The organism is Chitinophaga sp. G7 BAM 1005, assembly GCF_057126945.1.
The window spans coordinates 2292319-2310991 of sequence record NZ_CP181478.1 but is presented as its reverse complement, the minus strand read 5'-3'; the positions used below and the strand labels follow the sequence as shown (position 1 = coordinate 2310991).

At 46.4% G+C, this 18673-nt stretch carries 10 protein-coding genes; 1 reads left to right on the top strand and 9 read right to left on the bottom strand.

Going from position 1 to position 18673, the window contains the following annotated elements; genetic code table 11:
• Positions 1–9: 9 nt before the first annotated feature.
• The 7 genes from ACMXI2_RS09235 to ACMXI2_RS09205 form a co-directional block, all read right to left on the bottom strand.
• Entirely contained in the window at positions 10–1425 is a 1416-nt protein-coding gene (locus ACMXI2_RS09235) for a helix-turn-helix domain-containing protein (protein WP_483781402.1), read from the bottom strand.
• 11 nt (positions 1426–1436) lie between these two features.
• On the bottom strand, positions 1437–4574 hold the full coding sequence (locus ACMXI2_RS09230; protein ID WP_483781401.1) for a TonB-dependent receptor domain-containing protein: 3138 nt from the start codon (positions 4572–4574) through the stop codon (positions 1437–1439).
• A gap of 163 nt (positions 4575–4737) precedes the next feature.
• Positions 4738–5706: a FecR family protein gene (locus tag ACMXI2_RS09225; protein ID WP_483781400.1), complete on the bottom strand. Its 969-nt coding sequence runs from the start codon at positions 5704–5706 to the stop codon at positions 4738–4740.
• A 48-nt stretch (positions 5707–5754) separates the two neighbouring features.
• On the bottom strand, positions 5755–6372 hold the full coding sequence (locus tag ACMXI2_RS09220; protein WP_483781399.1) for an RNA polymerase sigma factor: 618 nt from the start codon (positions 6370–6372) through the stop codon (positions 5755–5757).
• A 441-nt stretch (positions 6373–6813) separates the two neighbouring features.
• The gene (locus ACMXI2_RS09215) at positions 6814–7914 is read right to left on the bottom strand and encodes an endo-1,4-beta-xylanase (protein WP_483781398.1); all 1101 of its coding nucleotides are present in this window, start codon (positions 7912–7914) and stop codon (positions 6814–6816) included.
• A 34-nt stretch (positions 7915–7948) separates the two neighbouring features.
• Positions 7949–9022, bottom strand: a complete 1074-nt coding sequence (locus ACMXI2_RS09210; protein ID WP_483781397.1) for a glycoside hydrolase family 43 protein — start codon at positions 9020–9022, stop codon at positions 7949–7951.
• 30 nt (positions 9023–9052) lie between these two features.
• Positions 9053–11029, bottom strand: coding sequence for a family 43 glycosylhydrolase (locus ACMXI2_RS09205; RefSeq protein ID WP_483781396.1), 1977 nt, complete (start codon positions 11027–11029; stop codon positions 9053–9055).
• 320 nt (positions 11030–11349) lie between these two features.
• Here ACMXI2_RS09205 and ACMXI2_RS09200 point away from each other — a divergent pair, with 320 nt between their 5' ends.
• Complete coding sequence (locus ACMXI2_RS09200) at positions 11350–15459, top strand: hybrid sensor histidine kinase/response regulator transcription factor (protein WP_483781395.1); 4110 nt, start codon at positions 11350–11352, stop codon at positions 15457–15459.
• 60 nt (positions 15460–15519) lie between these two features.
• On the opposite strand, the gene ACMXI2_RS09195 is transcribed toward ACMXI2_RS09200, so the two are convergent.
• Positions 15520–17676 carry an endo-1,4-beta-xylanase gene (locus ACMXI2_RS09195; protein ID WP_483781394.1) on the bottom strand — a complete coding sequence of 719 codons (2157 nt, stop codon included), beginning with the start codon at positions 17674–17676 and terminating at the stop codon, positions 15520–15522.
• Between the two features lie 32 nt (positions 17677–17708).
• Entirely contained in the window at positions 17709–18662 is a 954-nt protein-coding gene (locus ACMXI2_RS09190; RefSeq protein WP_483781393.1) for a DUF5627 domain-containing protein, read from the bottom strand.
• Between the last annotated feature and the right edge of the window lie 11 nt (positions 18663–18673).

The following is an 18673-nucleotide window of genomic DNA, read 5'->3' as shown; positions in this document are numbered from 1 at the left end:
ATTACTTTGTTAATTGATAAAAGGGAAAATTTCCTTTGCATGTTTGTTTTTTACCAGCACTGCATTCATATCATACTTCATCGTTACCACACCTTTTTCCTTATCGTAGGTAAAATCATCCATCCCCCGGTTCAGTGGTATAAATGAGGGTATCTGCGCTTTTATATGTTCTGATTTCACATTGGGATTATTCAGTTGCTCAGTTTGTGAAACCGGGAACCTGATTCCAAGATCCGTCATACGTCTTCCCTCTGCCATAAAGATCTCCTGGCGCAACCGGTAGAGGATATACAATAATTGATCTTCAGTAACTGCTGCATCCAGGTCATTTACCGTGACCAGCGTACCTGAAACCGTATATACTTTAACGTTACCAACCTGACGATCCAGTACATAGTTGCTGCGCAAAGAATCGGTGGGGTCAAACATCACTTTTACGGAAGTAAGCGGGTAATCTTTACGATTGCCGCCGTTGCGGGTCTCCTTCTTATCATCCACCATCACAACCGGCCGCGTGGCCACCAGCGCTAATAATTCCTGAAGGGTGTTGCGCCCTTCTGTCAGCTTCCCGGCGGCGATCAGGGTTTCAGCCTGGATCAACCATGCCTCTTCTGCTTTTACAATGGTAACAGGCTTCTGATCATTTGCAGCAAGACCAGTATGGAAATATTTCGGATCCAGGAAGTCTAAACGCGGCAAGGGGGCAAACTCATTGTTGGTTGAAGAGAAAAGATACGTTTGCATATCATTCGGCACATTATTTACCCCATCATATTTCACCTGCCTGAGCAGGGTGTTGTTGCTCATTGTGGCGGCGGCAAATTTGGCCGCATTGGCTGCGTCCCCCAGCGCGTAATAGGCCCTGGCTTTGAGCAGCGTATAAGCGCCGGTTTCCGTAATATTCTTAGTGAGTGTAATCGCGTTATCCAGCTGGCTGATCGCTATTCTTAAATGCTCGTCAGGAGATAATACAGGACCGGTGTTGCTGCCGGGAAGCCCTACAAACAATTCTCCGCTGAGTATATGTGCAAAGGCACAACTGAAATATACTTCTGCAGAATCAGCAGCGGTGGCCGCCGGGTCAGCAGGCAATACCTTCTCCAGTCCATATTCCGACATCTCCCGCAAACGCTGTACATGAACCTGCATATTGTTTACATCCAGGTCGATGAAATCAATCTGCGGAATATCGAACACCTTACTGCTTAAAGTGCGGTTATTATAATAGTTATCAGACACCAGTTCTGAAGACACCACTACCTGGTTCATCGTCAGTGCCAGCTGCCTGCGTAACCCGGTTACCCAGCTGCTTGCGGCGTTCGGATTAGCCAGGAAACCCGGCTCTGTAACATTCGGATTCAGTACGGAACAGCTGTCCAGTGCCACAATTCCTGACAACAGGATGGCGGTTATATATCTTTTCATAATTGCCATTTTTAGAAATTTAAACGTAAAGTGCCTAAGAATTGTCTTGGTGCAGAATAGGTGGCATAGGAAATACCACCTGTAGTAGCGCCTCCCTGCCCCTGCGCACTGCCGCTGATGGTTGCTTCAGGATCAAATGAAGAAGCAGCAAAATTCAGTGGATTTACGGCGGAGAAACCCACGGTTGCGGATTTAATCACCCGGTTGAACATGGCCGGCTTCCAGGTATAGGTGCCGCCAATCAGGCGGATTTTGATATAGTCTGTTTTCTCGGTAAACATGTTGGTAAAATTCAACCAGTTGGTACGCTTGTTCTTGTCTATCTCTCCCTGAGGTATTCCTTCATTATCTGCACCATAGTTGAACCTGAACTGGCGGTCGAAAGAGTTGGCATAGGCGCCCTTCTGATAATCGCCGTTAGCAAAAAAAGTAAACTGTTTGTAACGCAGGTTCAGGCCGAGGCTTCCGAATAAGTCAGGAATTGTGGTGCCAAGATTTTGCTGTGCGGTAGTCGACTGCAATACACCGTCTGCGCCGAACACGCCAACGTTCCCTCTCAGGAAACCAACGGGAAAACCTTCCTGTACAACCGTTTGTATGGTTCTTGCGCTGAAACCATTAATATTAAAAGGAGCCACGCCGCCTGAACTTTCTACATTATTATATAACGTGTTCAGCGAGGCATTCAGGCGCAGTGAAAAATTCTTTGTCTCTACCGGGATGGCGGTAATACTCAACTCCCATCCACGGTTCAATATTCTTCCAACGTTATATAACTGCGACATCGATTGACCGGTAGAAGGCGTTGGCGGCACATAAAAGAGTGCATCATGCGTTTTCGCATTGTAATAACCGGCAGAAACCAATAAACGGTCTTTTATAAAACCCAGATCCATTCCGGCTTCCAGCGTATGTGTTTTTTCAGGTTTCAGATTGTCGTTGCCTGGTTGACCAAAGAACGCGGCCTGGTCGCTGTTATAACCCTGAAACGCAATGGTTCTTTCATTGGCAAAAGCAGTAGGCAGGTTACCTGCAATACCATATCCGCCGCGAATTTTAGCGGAAGAGATTACCTGTGTCATACCCGCAAACCACGGCTCTGCACTTGGCACATAGGAAAATCCAACTTTGGGATAATACTGTATGCCTATGTTACGGCCAAAAGCTGGGTTACCATCACCGCGGATCCCCAGGTCAATAAACAGTTTGTTTTTAAACCCGATATTTTCCTGCAGATAAATACCATAGTTCACTACTTCCAGGTAAAATTCGTCGCTCGTTTTAGAGGCAGCATCCTTAATATTCCTGGCTCCATCCCGGATGTTGGCGCCATTATAAGCGATCTGCTGGTCTTCATTACGAAAGAACTGCGTTCCTGCTGTTGTAACAAATGAAAACTGCCCGGTTTTCCATTCATGTTGTCCGTTCAGTTCGAGCGTTATGCCGAGGTACTTACGATCATTATTAGTGATGCTTCCCTGGTCTTTAACCGGGTTGCCGGTAGTAAATGACAGGTACTGGTTGGTGGTGATCACCTGGTTCTTCTGCACCCGGTAATCGATACCACCGGTAGCTTTAAACACCAGGTTCTTCAGCGGGCGGTATTTGAACGACTGGGAAGTTTGAAACCTGTTCACCGTAATATCGTTATCCTGAAGCCGCTCTGCTTCCCGTACATAAGCTTTCATCTTCTGAAAATCATCATCAGACAGGTTATCTATATCGGGATTAAACTTAGGGCCGGTAATAGCAGAAGCACCGCTTTCTGTGAACCAGAGCCCTGTATAGCCTCCCTGGTTACCATTGCGGTTGCGTTTATATTTGTTGTTTACAAAGGTGAATGAACTTTCGTATGTCACCTTCTCTCCCAATCCTGCCCTGAACCCGGTGCTGAAATCAATTTTACGGTTCCTGTTCTGGTTAAATATCTCTGTACCCTGGGAGTTGAGATAGTTACCGGAGAAGCTGTAGCCAAATTTATCCTGGCCACCATTGATGCCAAGATGATGCTTCTGGTAGAATCCATTTTGCATCAGCAATTCCTTTGTGCGTTTGAACCGCAGGAAATCTGCCGTTGGCGTTTCCACGCCCATTTGGGTTTCCGCATTAATGGAAGCGGTACCGGCGCCTCCTTTTTTGGTAAAGATCTGGATAACGCCATTGGCAGCATCAGAACCATACATCGTAGTAGCGGCCCCTCCATTGATATACTCTATCTTATCGATATTATCCATAGGGATATCCGCTATAGCGCTGATGGCCGCCCCCTGCGTGCTTCCGCCGCCAAGCGCCGATGCTGTATTGAGGTTATCCATCCTTACCCCATCCACATAAATTATTGGCGTAGAGTTTACAAAAGCGGAGTTAACGCCTCTTGCGCGGATAAGGGAAGTAGCGCCTGCCTGGCCACCTGTGAGCTTTATCTGCGCATTAGGCAGGCGGGATTGCAACAGCTGGTCCAAACGGGACACCGGCACATCTGCAATATCGCGGGCGCCGATGCTGACTATATTGGACGACAGGCGGCGTTTGGCGATATCCACTCCCTGCCCGGTTACCACCACTTCATCAAGTCCCAGCCTGTCTTCTTCCAGTTGAATATTGAGGCCACTGCTGTTTGCTTTTTTCAGCACCAGCTCCTTCTTTTTAAAGCCCAGGAAATACACTACCAGGGTCGCTTCTTCTTTATTGGCAGGAAAGCCCAGTGAAAAACGGCCATCCACATCCGACTGTGTGCCGGAAGAACTTCCCTTGATACTGATACTTACATCCGGCAATGGTTCCCCGGTGGTATTGTCTGTTACCCGGCCGGTAATCCTTACGGCTTGCTGCTGCCCATTGGATTGTATCAACAGGTATTTATCGTTCACCGCCACAATGTCAACCGCGAAAGCGCTTAACAACTCCTTCAGTACCATTGCTACTGTTTTGCCCGAAGCCATGTAGGTGATCTTACTGTCGGCAGGAATAATACTAAGGTCATAGCCGATTGTGAGAGCAGATTGTTGCTCTACCATCTGCAATACCTTTTTCATCGGTAGATTCCTCGCGTTGATATCTACCCGGATCTTTTCCATCGTCTGCCCTTCTATGTTAGTGGCCGAGGCCATAGAAGTGGAAAGAAATGCGAAAAAAAATGCTAATCTCATTTTTAAAGAAAAAAGAGTTTTGACCGGTTTGATGCAACCAGTGTAAATTTTTCTCATTTTTGTACTGTTTTTAATGTTACTTAAGCTGTTAAAAATGCTGTGCCCTTACCGGCACAGGTGCAGACCGGAGGTGTTGGTAGCACTTCCGGTTTTTTATTACATGTTACTTTGCATAGGTTTTGCTGTAAATGATTATTTTTCCTTTCTCATCTTTATAAGTGATGCCGGTAAGACCGGCGAGTACTTTCAGAATGTTATCAATTTTCTCCTGGCGGAAAATGATGTTGTAATGTGTGGTATCGTACGGTGTAGTATTTAGTTGTATAGCAACAGGATATTGACGTTGCAGCTCGGCTACCATTCCCGCCAGGGTATACCCATTAAAATCCAGGACCTTCCTTTGCCACTGTCCTATCCGGGCGGTATCTTCCCGTCCTTTCAACGCAATGCCACCCGGGATGTCATATTGAAGCGATTCATGGTGTTCCAGGAAAAAACGACGTATAGCCGTTTCCTTTATTTCCACCTGTACCCTGCCGCTAACTACGGCCACTCTGGCATTTTCATCCCCGGGGTAAGCGCGTACATTAAACGCTGTTCCCAGCACGGTAGTGGTTAATTTTCCATGATGCACCCTGAAAGGATGCGCCGGATCTGGCCGGATATCAAAATAGGCTTCCCCCGTGAGTGTAACGTTTCTTTCATGACGTCCAAATCCGGCAGGGATTTCCAGCGTACTGCCGGCATTCATCACTACGGTACTGCTATCGGGTAATACAACCTGCCTGGTACTTCCAACTTCCGTATGAACAAACATCAACGGCGCTGCACGATGGTACCTGGCATACATAAAACCTCCGGTACCGGCCAACAGCAACAATGCCGCGGCGGCATATGAAATCCATTTTCTTTTTACCCCTCCTGGCGGGACTATCGTTTTCTGCTGTATGTTAAGAAGGATTGTTTGCCCGAGCGCATCCCGCTCCGCGGGCGACAGGGATACTAACGACTGGTCGTTGAGCGTACTATACCAGTAAGCCACGCGTTCTTTTTCTGCGGGAGATGCAGTACCCTCCAGGTAACGCTTCAGCAGCGCCTTTATATCATTACTTTGCTGTTGTTGATGCTCCATACAGAGAGTATAATCTCCCCGGGCATATGCAGGTACCGCAAAAGTATGTTATGGAATTATTAAGTCGGTATAAGATGGCATGGCCAGCAGCACCATCATGCAGCCCAGGTAATGCTCATTTTCGTGCAGGCGCTTACGCAGAATCCGAAGCGCAAGCGTAATATTATTCTTTACCGTTTGCTCTGAAAGCGACAATTTCCCTGCAATATCTTTCATACTGAGATTTCCCTCCCGGCTAAGCAGGTAAGGCATTTTAAGGCGATCGGGTAACTGCTCTACTTCCTGGCGCAGGTGAAGTTCCAGTTCTTTCATATACAGCCGCGTCTCGGAATTACTCTCCATTTGCTGGTCTGTGGCCGATTCCAGCAGTATATCATTATAAATAGTAGTACCTGGTTTTGAAAAGTAATCTATTATAGCATACCTGGCTGCCTGATAAAGGTAGCTGCTAAAACGGCCATTTTCTCCGACATACAACTTTTCGCGGTTACTCCAGCAACCAACGAAAATATCCTGTACAATATCCTGTGCATCTACCCGCTGCTTTATCCTGGACCTTGTATAGTCATAAATACACTCCCAGTACCGCCTGACCAGCATAGTGAAAGCAGCATGATTTCCCTTCTGAATCAATAAGAGCAACCTGTGATCTGATAGCTTTTCCATATCCGTAGACAAACATAGAGAGATGATGTGAACTGAATATTAAGAAAGCAACCGGTAAGAAGAGAAAGATAAACTAACCGGGTTAAGATGATACGGTTGAGCCGGTCTACTGTAACCAGGTTTTTGGTATATCAGCGGGCTAACGTTAGCTATAAATACCCCCACCTGTAACTGGCCAGTTTGAATACCAAACCCAGGCATAAGCCATTTAGAGATAACCCATAGATAACTCATATATAACCCATAGATAAGCCATATATAAGCCATATCTATCAGATACGGCTTATATATGGCTTATAGTTGTTTTATCACCGGGTATAATCCGGGTCTGCGTATAACAGGGGTACTAAAAACCCTGCTTAGGTGTCAGGTATCACATGCAAGCAGCTCAATAACCGCATACGGAAACCGGCCGGCCCCGCAATAAAGCAAGACCGATCGCTAGAACCGGACAACAGACCAAAACGCTTTCTTGGGCTGCAGATCCTTGTCGAATAAAAGTGGATAGTCTTTCCGGCCACGTACAGGGAAATTATCAAGCCAGCTGTATCTGTCAGATATATTCCAGAATGTTACGCCGGTCAATACATTACTATACTTCCGGAAAATATCAAAACACATACTGAATTGCCCGATCTGCTGTTGTTCTTTGGCAGCAGTGAAAACGGATGCGCTGTCGTCGGCTTGTCTTTCCCGCATCTCATGCTCTTTCGGATAAACGGAGATATCGAATTCTGTAATCTGTAATTTCAGACCCAGGGGGAGGAAATCTTCAAATGTTTTTTCCAGCTGCGCTTTTGAAGGCTCATTTATTGCCCAGTGGCCCTGCAGGCCAACACCATGAACAGGCACACCTTTGCTCCTCAGGCCATTCACGAGTTGTATTATTTTTTTCCGCTTTACCGGGTTAATTTCATTGTAGTCGTTGTAAAACAACAATGCCTCCGGATCTGCTTCATGCGCCCACTGAAATGCCTTCTCAATAAATTCTTCGCCACAGATCCGGTACCATGCGGAGTTCCGGTAAAATTCGTCTTTATGGTCACTGATCGCCTCATTCACAACATCCCATGCATACACCGTGCCTTTGTATCTTTTTACAAGGGTAGTAATATGATCCTTCAACCGCTGCAGCAATATTTCTTTAGATACCTGTTGCCCGTTGGTATCCTTAAAAATCCACTCGGCGACCTGCTTATGCCATACTAAGGTATGCCCCCGTAACTTCATCCCGTTTCCACGGGCAAAGGCCGCAATGGAGTCGGCATCCCTCCAGTTATAGCGTTGCTCCTCAGGATGGATAACGCTCATTTTCATGGCATTTTCGGGCGTGAGACTATTAAACTGGCGGACAAGTAAACCTGCTTCATCTGTTCGCAGGGCACGGGCCGAAACAGCCGCGCCTATGGGAAAATAATCTTTGTAGTAATCTTTTAGTCCCGCCGTTTCAGGAACAGCAGCCTGGTGTGTACGGTAGGCGAAGCAGCAAAAACTTACCGAGATAACGATCAGGGTAATGGCGGCATAGCTGGTATATTTCATATGAAGATTGTTTCATTAAATGATGATCCCGGTGTTATTTAAATGCGCTCAAAGGCTGAATAGTACCGTCACTATTGTACTTCAGCTCTGTTACCTTCACATTCCTCAAATGCGTTTTGCCCGACAGCTGCGTATCATGGTAAAACAAATACCATTTATCGCCGATCTGAACAATGGAGTGGTGATTCGTCCAGCCGTCAACAGGCTTCAGTATTACCCCCTGGTATTTAAACGGCCCGTACGGACTATCCCCGATCGCATACACAATATTATGGGTATCGCCTGTTGAATAGGAGAAATAGTATTTGCCTTTGTACTTATGCATCCAGGCAGCTTCAAAAAAACGTTTGTCGTTGTCTTTTTCCAGGAACAGGCGACCACTGCTGTCCGTTATGCTCACTTCTACCGGATCACTCTCCAGGCTTTTCATTCCCGGGGAAAGCTTTGCCACACGGGGAAGAATGGCTACCTCATTTTTATCGCGCAGCTTCGCGGAAGAATCATACCGGTTGTTGTTCCAGTTTTGCAATTGCCCGCCCCAGATACCTCCGAAGTATAAATAAAACGAACCATCATCATCCCTGAATACACTTGGATCAATACTATAGGTTCCATTAACCGGATCTTTTTCTGCTGTAAACGGACCCGCTGGCTGCTGAGAGGTAGCCACCCCTATTTTAAAAAGCCCCTGTTTATCTTTTGCAGGGAAATAGAGATAGTAAGTACCCTGTGAAAAAGCGGCATCCGGCGCCCACAACTGTTGTGAAGCCCAGGGCACATCTTCCACCCGCAAAGCAACACCATGATCTGTTACCTTGCCCCCGATGGAATCCATAGAAAGGATATGATAATCGGCCATCCTGAAATGATCGCCATTATCATTCTCTGTGGTTTTGGTAGCAGTATCGTGAGAGGGATAGATAAATATTTTGCCGTTAAAATAATGGGCAGAAGGATCGGCAGTATAGATATGAGACACCAGCGGCTGGGATGCATATTTACCGGCAGTTCCTTCAGTGACCACGCGTCCGGCATTGGGCGGGCTACAGGCAGCCATATAAAAAACAACGCCCGCTGACAACAGGTACTTGAACGATATTCTATACATATTCTTTAGTTTAGATGAATAATAAGTAGCTTATAAACCTGCATGCTCCTTTCTTCCGGAGATCTTATTGGTAAAAGAAAACCAGTTAACGCCCGTTGCTCCCCCGGTAAACTTAAATGTCAGCTGATGTTTTCCCGTGAGTTTTTTAACAGGGATACTAATGGTGGTGTATTCCTTAGTCAACGCAGCAGGCAGCGTTACAGACGCATAGGGGTTCAATGTATCTTTATCAGCATACACCACAACACGCCCCTGCCCGGGAGCCATCCGCAACAGGAGATATTGATACCCATTCTCAAAATCTACCTGGTTAAACCTGATCCAGGCGCCATCGGCTAAATGGGCGATATCCTGATCGCCGGGATGGCTCAAATCCTTGCTGGCAGCTACATGTGCCAGGTGTATGTCATCATACATTTCTGCCTGAACCAATGAAGAAGCTTTAAAGAGATTGGGGGGACCCTGGCGGGTATTCATCCGGAACCAGTTAAAATCAACATAACCGCCTGGCCGGACGGTGGCATAATTAAACAGCACAAACCTGTTTCCTGTAAACATCTTCAGGTCAAATTTCATGTTCAGCGTGTCCCCGAGAGGAATAAAGGCGCGGTTATCAAAACTATAATAGAAATGAGCCTGGTCTTTAATTGTGTTTACAGACGCTTTTAAGAAGATCCGGTTCCTTTTCCCTAAAGCAATGCTGTCAATGGTTTTCCCGGCATGCTTCATTACTATAAACTTTGCATCTTCTGCAGCGCTAACCCCTATTAAGGCGTGAGGGATCTGCAATACAGCAAGACCTGCGATATCTCCCACCTGCATCCGGCTCACCTCCAGCTCCGTGGTGGCATCGGAAAACGGACCAAACATCCGTTGCGTTAAAGCATTTCTTGCCTGGGGAAGATCACCGGCAATACCGCTGGTAATTAGCCGCAGATGGCCTTTTCGTTTAGTGAGCGACCAGGCGCTGTCGTTTGGATTATGATTCCAGGCCCACTGAATGGCTAACTTACCGGCATTAAATTCGTCGCTGGTGGGGAGAACATGCACGGGCGAAACTACACCTGTATTGGGTTTGGCGTGGGTAACTACTGCACGGCCATCTTTTCCTACCATTGGCCAGCCATCTATCCATTGAACCGGCTGCAACGTGGGCACTCTCCCTACGCCTCCCCTGTCCTGGAAAATAACACTCCACCATTCTCCTTTTTGTGTTTCAATCAATGCTCCCTGGTGAACGCCCCTGCCATGAAGGTTCATATCATCTTTCAATACAATTTTCTCTTCATAGGGGCCATAGATGTTTTTTGACCGTAAGCAGCACTGATAACCATCCCCACCGCCATAAGTAGCGTAAATGTAGTAGTACCCGTTTATCTTGTAAACATGAGCTCCCTCCAGCCCGGGCCGTTGCACTTTGTCAAACACCACGCTATCTCTGCCGATGGGAGCGAGATTGGAGTCCACTTCTGTTACCGATATCTTAGAGAATCCATGCGCCACATAGGTGCGCCCGTCGTCATCAAAAAAGAGCCCTGCATCGTAATACGGCCTCGGCAGCTTTCGTATTTCCCAGGGCCCTTCGGCTTTTGTGGCGGTACATAAAAAGCCGCCTTCATTCAGGGTAAGGAAAAGGATATGGAATTTTCCATTGTGATAACGGATACTACTGGCCCACTGGCCTTTCCCATACCGGTTACCGCCATTTAAATCATAGAAAGGATGTTGTTTAAACTGCTGCACCGCATTGGAAGCATACTCCCAGTTCACCAGGTCCGTTGATTTAAGAACAGGAACACCCGGGAAAAAATACATCGTGGTGGTTACCATGTAATAAGTGTCTCCAACACGGATAACATCATTATCCGGAAAATCAGCCCAAATGATCGGATTGGTAAAGGTCCCATCTCCATTATCAGACTGCTGCGCCTGAAGAGAAGTACCAATAAACAAGAGGGCCATAACGAGGAATTCTTTCAAACCTTTCGTGGTTAGATCTTTAAGCATCTTCAAAAAATTATACTATCATCTTCTGCCGTTTTGTCTACACTAGACATTTCGTCACTTACATTTAAAATACAACAAAACAAAAATACCCGGACTCCCTTTCAGCCAATAGCTCATTTGTTGAAATTGATAGCACAATTGTCTTACAGACAATCATTTTTAGTGGAAGAAACGCTCAAGGGATAGGGACAACGCATATATAACACCAGGAACACTTTTAAGATTGCATTACAATACTTAAATTGGGAGATGAAATAGTTCCGGCAAAGTTCCATGTACGAAAGATTCAACCAACATCTTGTTTTTAACGACTGCCAAATATGTCTACATATAAATTCACGTTTCTCTGTTTCTTACTATTCCTGGTTCAGATAGGTTGGGCTCAAACAAAGAAGATAAATTTTACTTCACTGGCCGCAAAAGATGGATTGGTATCCAATGCGGTGAACCACATCATCAAAGACCACTACGGCCTTATGTGGTTTGCTACCGACGACGGTCTGAACAAATTTGACGGTACCAACTTTACCGTCTACCGGCACAATCCCGGCGACCCTTCCAGCCTGAGGGCAAACGAGGTATTGGCACTCCACGAAGACAAAAACGGTAATCTCTGGATTGGTACCAGTGACGGCGGCCTTAGCCTGTACGACCGCAAAAAGGACGCTTTTACGCACTTTCCCGTAAACGCAAATAGCCCCGAACTCCCCACAAATGCGGTTATCATGGACATCTGCAGCGATACATCAGGCAGGGTATGGATAGCGCAGTTCGAAAACCTGTTCCTACTCGACCCGGCCACCCGGCAAATTTCCAGGATTAAACTTGATACGGGAAAAGACAGCCAGGAGGCCACCAAAACGCTCGGCTGTGTTTTGGCCGATAGTAAACAGCAAATCTGGATTGGTACCACGATTGGCCTCTACCGGTATTCCCCGTCAACAGGTAGCTTAAAGCTGATATTTAATACCGCGAAGTTCAGTCCCCAGGATAACGACGTAAATGCTATCGCAGCCGATAAAAGCGGCCAGATCTGGGTGGGCACCTCCGCAGGGCTATGCGTTATGCAACCCGATGGCTCCGGGTTTACTCCCTACACTCCATCAACCGGGAATGCTTTCATTAACAATGTGCAGGTGAACTGTATTGAGCCCGACGATGATAGACAGTTATGGATCGGCACACAGGAAGGACTGATCGTGCTTAACACCAGCACAAAAGCCGTTGATCGCTATCTTCCGGATAATGGAAACATTTACAGCCTTACCAGTCAGTCCATAAGATGCACCTATATCGACAGGCAGGGAATTTACTGGATTGGCACCTTTCGCGGCGGTATCGATAAATACGATAAAAACCTGAACCTCTTCAATTTCAAACCCGGTACTATCTTTCATACACCCAACCGCAAATCGTCGATAGTAAGTGCTTTTGCAGAAAAGAGCGAAGAAGAAATCCTGATTGGCACCGACGGCGGAGGTTTGTTCGGATTCAATCGCGCTACCGGGAAAGCCCAGCCGGTTAATATCCCGCTTCCGGCAAACAATAACGTGTCTATCATGGCGCTTCAGTATACGCGGAATAAAAAACTGTACATCGGCACTTATGCCTATGGCCTGCTTATCTCCAACGGCGCCAACGGTAATTACAAACACCTGGTAAAAGGAACCGGCCCGGATAACCTGAACGCCAGTGATGTTTTTTGTATAAAGGAAGATAGCAAGGGCAATGTTTGGGTAGGCACCAATGGTGAGGGAGTGAATATATTAAGAAATGAAGAAGTGGTTGCCAGGTTTAGTCCGCACCCAAGACCCGGGATACCGGATGAAAAAAAGCTCCCGTTTAATGGATACATCAGAACCATTGAGGAAGATGCAGCAGGAAATATCTGGATTGGTTCACACGGTGGCGGCGTTGGCGTGTATCAACCCGCTACCGGCAAATGGAATATCTATACCCAAAGCAACAGCCAGCTGTCGGGCGATAAAGTACAGGTGATATTACGCGACAGCCGCGGAAATATGTGGGTGGGGACCTATGGCGGAGGGCTGAGCCTTTTCGACAAAACCACCGGGCGGTTCATCAATTACGGGGAAAAAGACGGGCTTCAGAACACCACCATTTACCAGATTGTTGAAGATAAAGCCGGCATCCTCTGGCTGAGTACGAACACCGGCATCAGCAGCTTTAATTTCGCCACAAAAGAATTCCGGAACTATACCCATTACAATGGGGTGCAAAATAATAATTTCGTACATACTTCCGGGTTACAGTTGTCTGACGGAGATGTCATGTTCGGCGGACTCGAAGGCTTTAATTACTTTACCCCTTCCGCGTTAACGGTTAACAGGAATGTACCTGTTATTCTCCTCACGGACTTAAAAGTATCCAATAAATCAGTGATCCCTGGTGAAGACAGTCCCATCAAAGATCACATCTCAGTTGCCCGTGATATCCGGCTTGAATACAAACAGAATTTCGCCCTTAGCTTCGTGGCACTGAATTATACGATTCCCAGGAAAAATTACTACGCCTACAAACTGGAGGGATTTGACAAAGACTGGAACTATACCGGCACCATCAACACCGCCTCCTACACGAACCTGGACCCGGGAGAGTACATCTTTCATGTAAAAGCAAGCAATAACGACGGCATATGGAATACAAAAGATACTACGATAAAGATCTATGTGCGGCCGCCTTTCTGGCGAACCATTTATGCTTACCTGTTTTATTTATCCGTTATCTGCGCGCTGCTATTGTATAGCCGGTACCGGGGAATTACCAGGATAAGAAAAAAGTTCCTGGCAGAACAGGAAAAACAGGAGATAAAGCGTGTCCGTGAGCTGGACCGGATGAAAATTAAATTCCTCACTAATCTCAGTCACGATTTCAGAACCCCTATTTCATTGATCCTGGGACCAGTGGAACAGCTAATTACCGATGAAAAAACCGGGAACAGGCTTGAAAAACTGAACATGATCAAACGAAATTCCAGGCGGCTGCTTAATCTCGTTAATCAACTGCTGGACTTCAGGAAGATGGAAGAACATGAACTAAAGCTGCAACTGGCAAAAGGAGAACTCGTAGCCTTCATAAAGGAAGTAACTGATTCCTTCAGTGATTTTGCCGAACGGAAAAAGATCCGCTTCACCTTCACCAGCGGTCCAAAATCCTTGTATGCTTTCTTCGACCACGATAAAATGGAACGCATTCTCTTCAATCTACTTTCAAACGCATTCAAGTTTACCCTGGAGGAAGATGCGGTAACAGTTGAATTACAGCTATTGGAAAAGCCCGCTGATCCCGGTCAGCAATGGGTGCTCATCACTGTGAAAGATACCGGTATCGGTATCCCCAAAGATAAAAGAGAGAAGGTATTCGATCACTTCTTCCAAACCAACACCAGTTCTGCTATCCTTAACCAGGGCACAGGTATAGGGTTATCCATTACAAAGGAATTTGTAAAAATGCATGGAGGAAATATCGAAGTGGAAAGCGAGTCCGGGCAAGGTGCTGCATTCTTTATACAACTTCCGTTAAAAATAGCCGAACAACATATTCCTCCTTCATCACACCCGGAAGAAACGCAGCAAGGAATACCAGAGCACCAGGAGATATCCAGCATATCTCCCGCGGCGCAAAGTTTCTCAGAAATGTCAACCATCTTACTGGTGGAAGATAATGAAGATTTCAGGTTCTATCTTAAAGACAACCTCCGCAACAGCTACAAGGTAATAGAAGCTATCAACGGGAAAGATGGCTGGCAAAAGGCACTGGCGCTGCATCCACATCTGATTGTCAGCGATATCACCATGCCGCAAATGGATGGCATCAGTCTCCTGCAAAAATTAAAATCAGACAAAAGAACCAGCCATATACCGGTAATATTGCTCACCGCACTTACCAATGAAACGCAACAGATTTCAGGATTGGAAACCGGCGCCAACGATTACCTCATTAAGCCGTTTAATTTTGAAATACTGCATGCGAAAATCCGGAACCTGCTGCATTTGAACCATACCCTGAAAAACACCTATACCAAACAAATAAAAATACATGCCCCGGAAGTGCAGAAAGAGTCGGCAGACGAGAAATTGCTAAACAAAATCGTTTGTCACCTCGAAGAGAAGCTGACCGATTCGCAGCTCTCCGTGGAGAGCCTTAGTAAAGAAGTGGGAATGAGCCGAAGCTCCTTGTATAATAAATTGCTGGAACTGACAGGCCAAACACCTGTTGAATACATCCGCTCCTACCGGCTCGAAAAAGCGATGACCCTTATGCAAAAAAGCGACATGACTATCGCCGAAATAGCTTACCAGGTAGGGTTTTCCACGCCTAACTATTTCGCCAAGTCATTTAAGAATAAATACAACATGCTCCCGTCCGAATTTATAGCACGGGTTAAAAAAGGTGCTACCGGTGAATAAACAAATCCCCGGCTTACCTGGCCGGGGACTTGCTATCAAAAACAGGATAGGGGTTTACTGTTATTTCGCATTTGCCTCAAGCGCCTTCGCCACTGCAGCGTAGGAAAGCTTCCGTACATATGCCTCTGTCCAAAGTCCTATTGGCTCACCTGGCCGCCAGAAGGAATTCGCCCCGCTGTTTAAAGGACTCCAGATGGTAATGCCGTAACGTTGCTTTGCAGGAATGAGTTCAAAATATTTATCAATTACGTACTTATACATGTCGGCCTGGGCTTTATAATGTTCAGCTGTAGCCTCTGTTGTTTTTACGCCTACGCCAAGATCCAGTTCAGATACTTTTATCAGTTTACCTGTAGCAGCCAGCAGCTTAAACATTTCGGCAATATTCTCCTTACTGGTAGTGGTGCTGATATGCATTTGCGTGCCAATACCATCTACTTTGGCGCCTTTGCTTTCTATGTAGTTCACATATGCAATCAGGCCGCGGCATTTGTCCAGGCTGTACTCAAGATTGTAGTCATTGATAAAATGAATATCTGTTGCGTTGCCATATTGCCTGGCCATTTTAAACGCAGTTACGGCATAGTCTTTACCCAGATAATCCTGCCAGAAGAAGTCATCAGCCGCTGTATTCGGCCGGCCAACGGCTGTCTTTAGTTCATAAGGATTGCCATCATCCATTGGTTCATTTACAACATCCCATGCCTTCACCGTAGATTTCCCCGCCTCCACCATGCCATTCATCCATTTATCAAGTGCGGCTGTCAGGATGTACTTTTTTTCCGCGGCTGTTTTTTCCACGATCGTGGTAGTGCCGCCTGTAGCTTTGGCGTTTTTCAGTACCACATCATCGATATAAACGGTACCGGCGAATTCGCCATAGCTGAAGATCAATCGTGTTCTGTCGGCAGCAGTTGCCGTAGTAGCAATACTCACCTGCTTCCATTCGGTAGTAACCGTTACCTGGCCATATCCATCGGAGGAGTAGTTGGCGCTTTGCAGCTCCGGCCGGATTATGCCGCCGGCTGTTCCTTTCACCCAAAAGCTTAATTCGTAAGTTTCCCCGTTATCCAGCGGGGCTGCAAAGTCATAGCTGGTTTGCACATCCCAGTAATTGGCAGCTTTTGCGGGATTGGTTACGTAAAAAGCTTTGCCTTTGTTGCCAACACCCATGCCATCGGCAGTTACGCCACGGGAGGAGCTGCCTCCCCAGCCTCCCCAGCCGCTTCCGGATTCAAAATCACCATTGGCAACAAGGTTGTTGACTACCGGTGCGCCTTGCGTATCGTATACATACAAATTGTTGACATCGATATAATACGTTACGCCGGCTTTATATCCGAGGTCGAAATGCAGTTTAATATTATCCGTTGAGAAATCATCTATCGTAAAGCGGATTTCTTTCCATGAAATACTGGTGGTAAAGGTGGCTGCAGGCGTACCTGATTTGGTCCAGTCTATCGAAGGCGTATTGTTATTCAGTCCTTCAAAAGAGATCCTTCCTTCGCCGGGTGCATCTGACTTTATATACATCACTACTTCATACTTATGTGTTTTGTTTACCACCACATTCGGAGTAACCAGCTGCAGGTCCGCAGCTGCCGACGAGCCTCCTTTTGATACCAGCTTAATGGCTTTGTTTCCGGTACCCATCCCTTCTCCATCTGCTATTGAAATGCCAGCGCCAGGATTTGCCGGGGTCCAGCCGGCAAGGCTTTTGTCCTTCAACCCTGCAAGGTTTAAGTCGTTCTGATAAGCGGGAGACGTTACCAGCAAAGGACTGAGCAATCCCTTCAGATAGCCGGCATTCTGATTGGCATGCCACATCAGGGTATGACCATATACCTGCATCCCTGATTCGGCCGCATTTTGAAGCAGTAATTTTACTTTCACCAGGTTTAAGCTGCCATCGGCCTGCACTACAGCGCCATGTTTCATTTCATAACCCAAAACAATTTCATCGAAGTTCCTGTTGGCCAGGCGGTACATCACTCCTTTATCAAGATACTCCTGTAAACCGAGTGCCACGCCTAACTTAAACCCGGGTTGAGCCACGCGGTTAATGTAGCTTTTCAGCGCCGGGTAAGCATCTATATCTTCCTGGGCAGCGATACTTTCAGGCTTATCCACGCTGAAGTCAAGCGCTTTATATTTACTACAGGAAGTAATGACAACAAACGTAATAAAGCTGACAGCTATTTTATGAAGTCGATTCATATCAATTACTTTAATTATATCGGACAGAATAATTATTTACTTACCGGTGTAAATGTTTCCATTGTTACAGCCCGGTCTCTTGACACCAAAGTATCTGTGGTAGCCACCTGCATACCGGGCAACGTAACCTGGTAATTGAGATAAAGTGCATCACGGTCTTTGCTACCCCAGCTGTTCTTTTCCCCTCTTTTTACAAACTGGCCGCTTCCTGTGGCCGTGAAACTTCCATTGGCGGCGGATATGGTACATTTGCCATTATCATCGAATGTAAGCAGCAGCGTACAGTAAATATTAACGCCGTCTTTGTCTTTATATACTACCGGGAATTCCAGCTCGTTCCGGGATCTGGTGTTCAGTTTATTTACTTCATCCGATTCAACATATTCTTTATGCCTCACGATCGTTTGATTTACGCTTCCGGACACTACATCTTTTCCCCTGCGCAGATAGTTCCCGTGCCAGGTGTTTACATATTTGATAGCGTAGAGGATAAAGTCTTTCCCGCTCAATATGGAATCCGCACCCGATTTGTTGGTAATACGCAGCGGGATCACATAGGTATTGCGGATCGATTGGGGATCATTAAAAAAGGCATCTGTCAGCTGCACCTCTACTCCCCCGGTGAGACCGCCTTCGGGGATAACAATTTCGTTTGCGGCCAACGAATAATAGCTGGCGGGCATGGGTAAGATCTCGTCTTTTCCGGCGCCGAACAGCAACCCGTTTCCCAACAGGGAATTATCTGCCGCAATGCCAACATGCAGGTCTTTTTTGCTGTAGTAAACACCTCCGGTGGTGGCCATGATCTTACATTTGCCCTGGTTATCCAGTTCTGTACTGAACACATCTTCCCCGAAAGTAATGGTTCGCACCGGGTACTGGTAAGCGAAATACACCGTCTGGTATTCATAGTCCGGGAATACTACCTCTTTGTTGCATGCTGCTGAAACAAGGAGCAGCATGATGGGTATTAAAAACTTTTTCATCTTTGTTAATT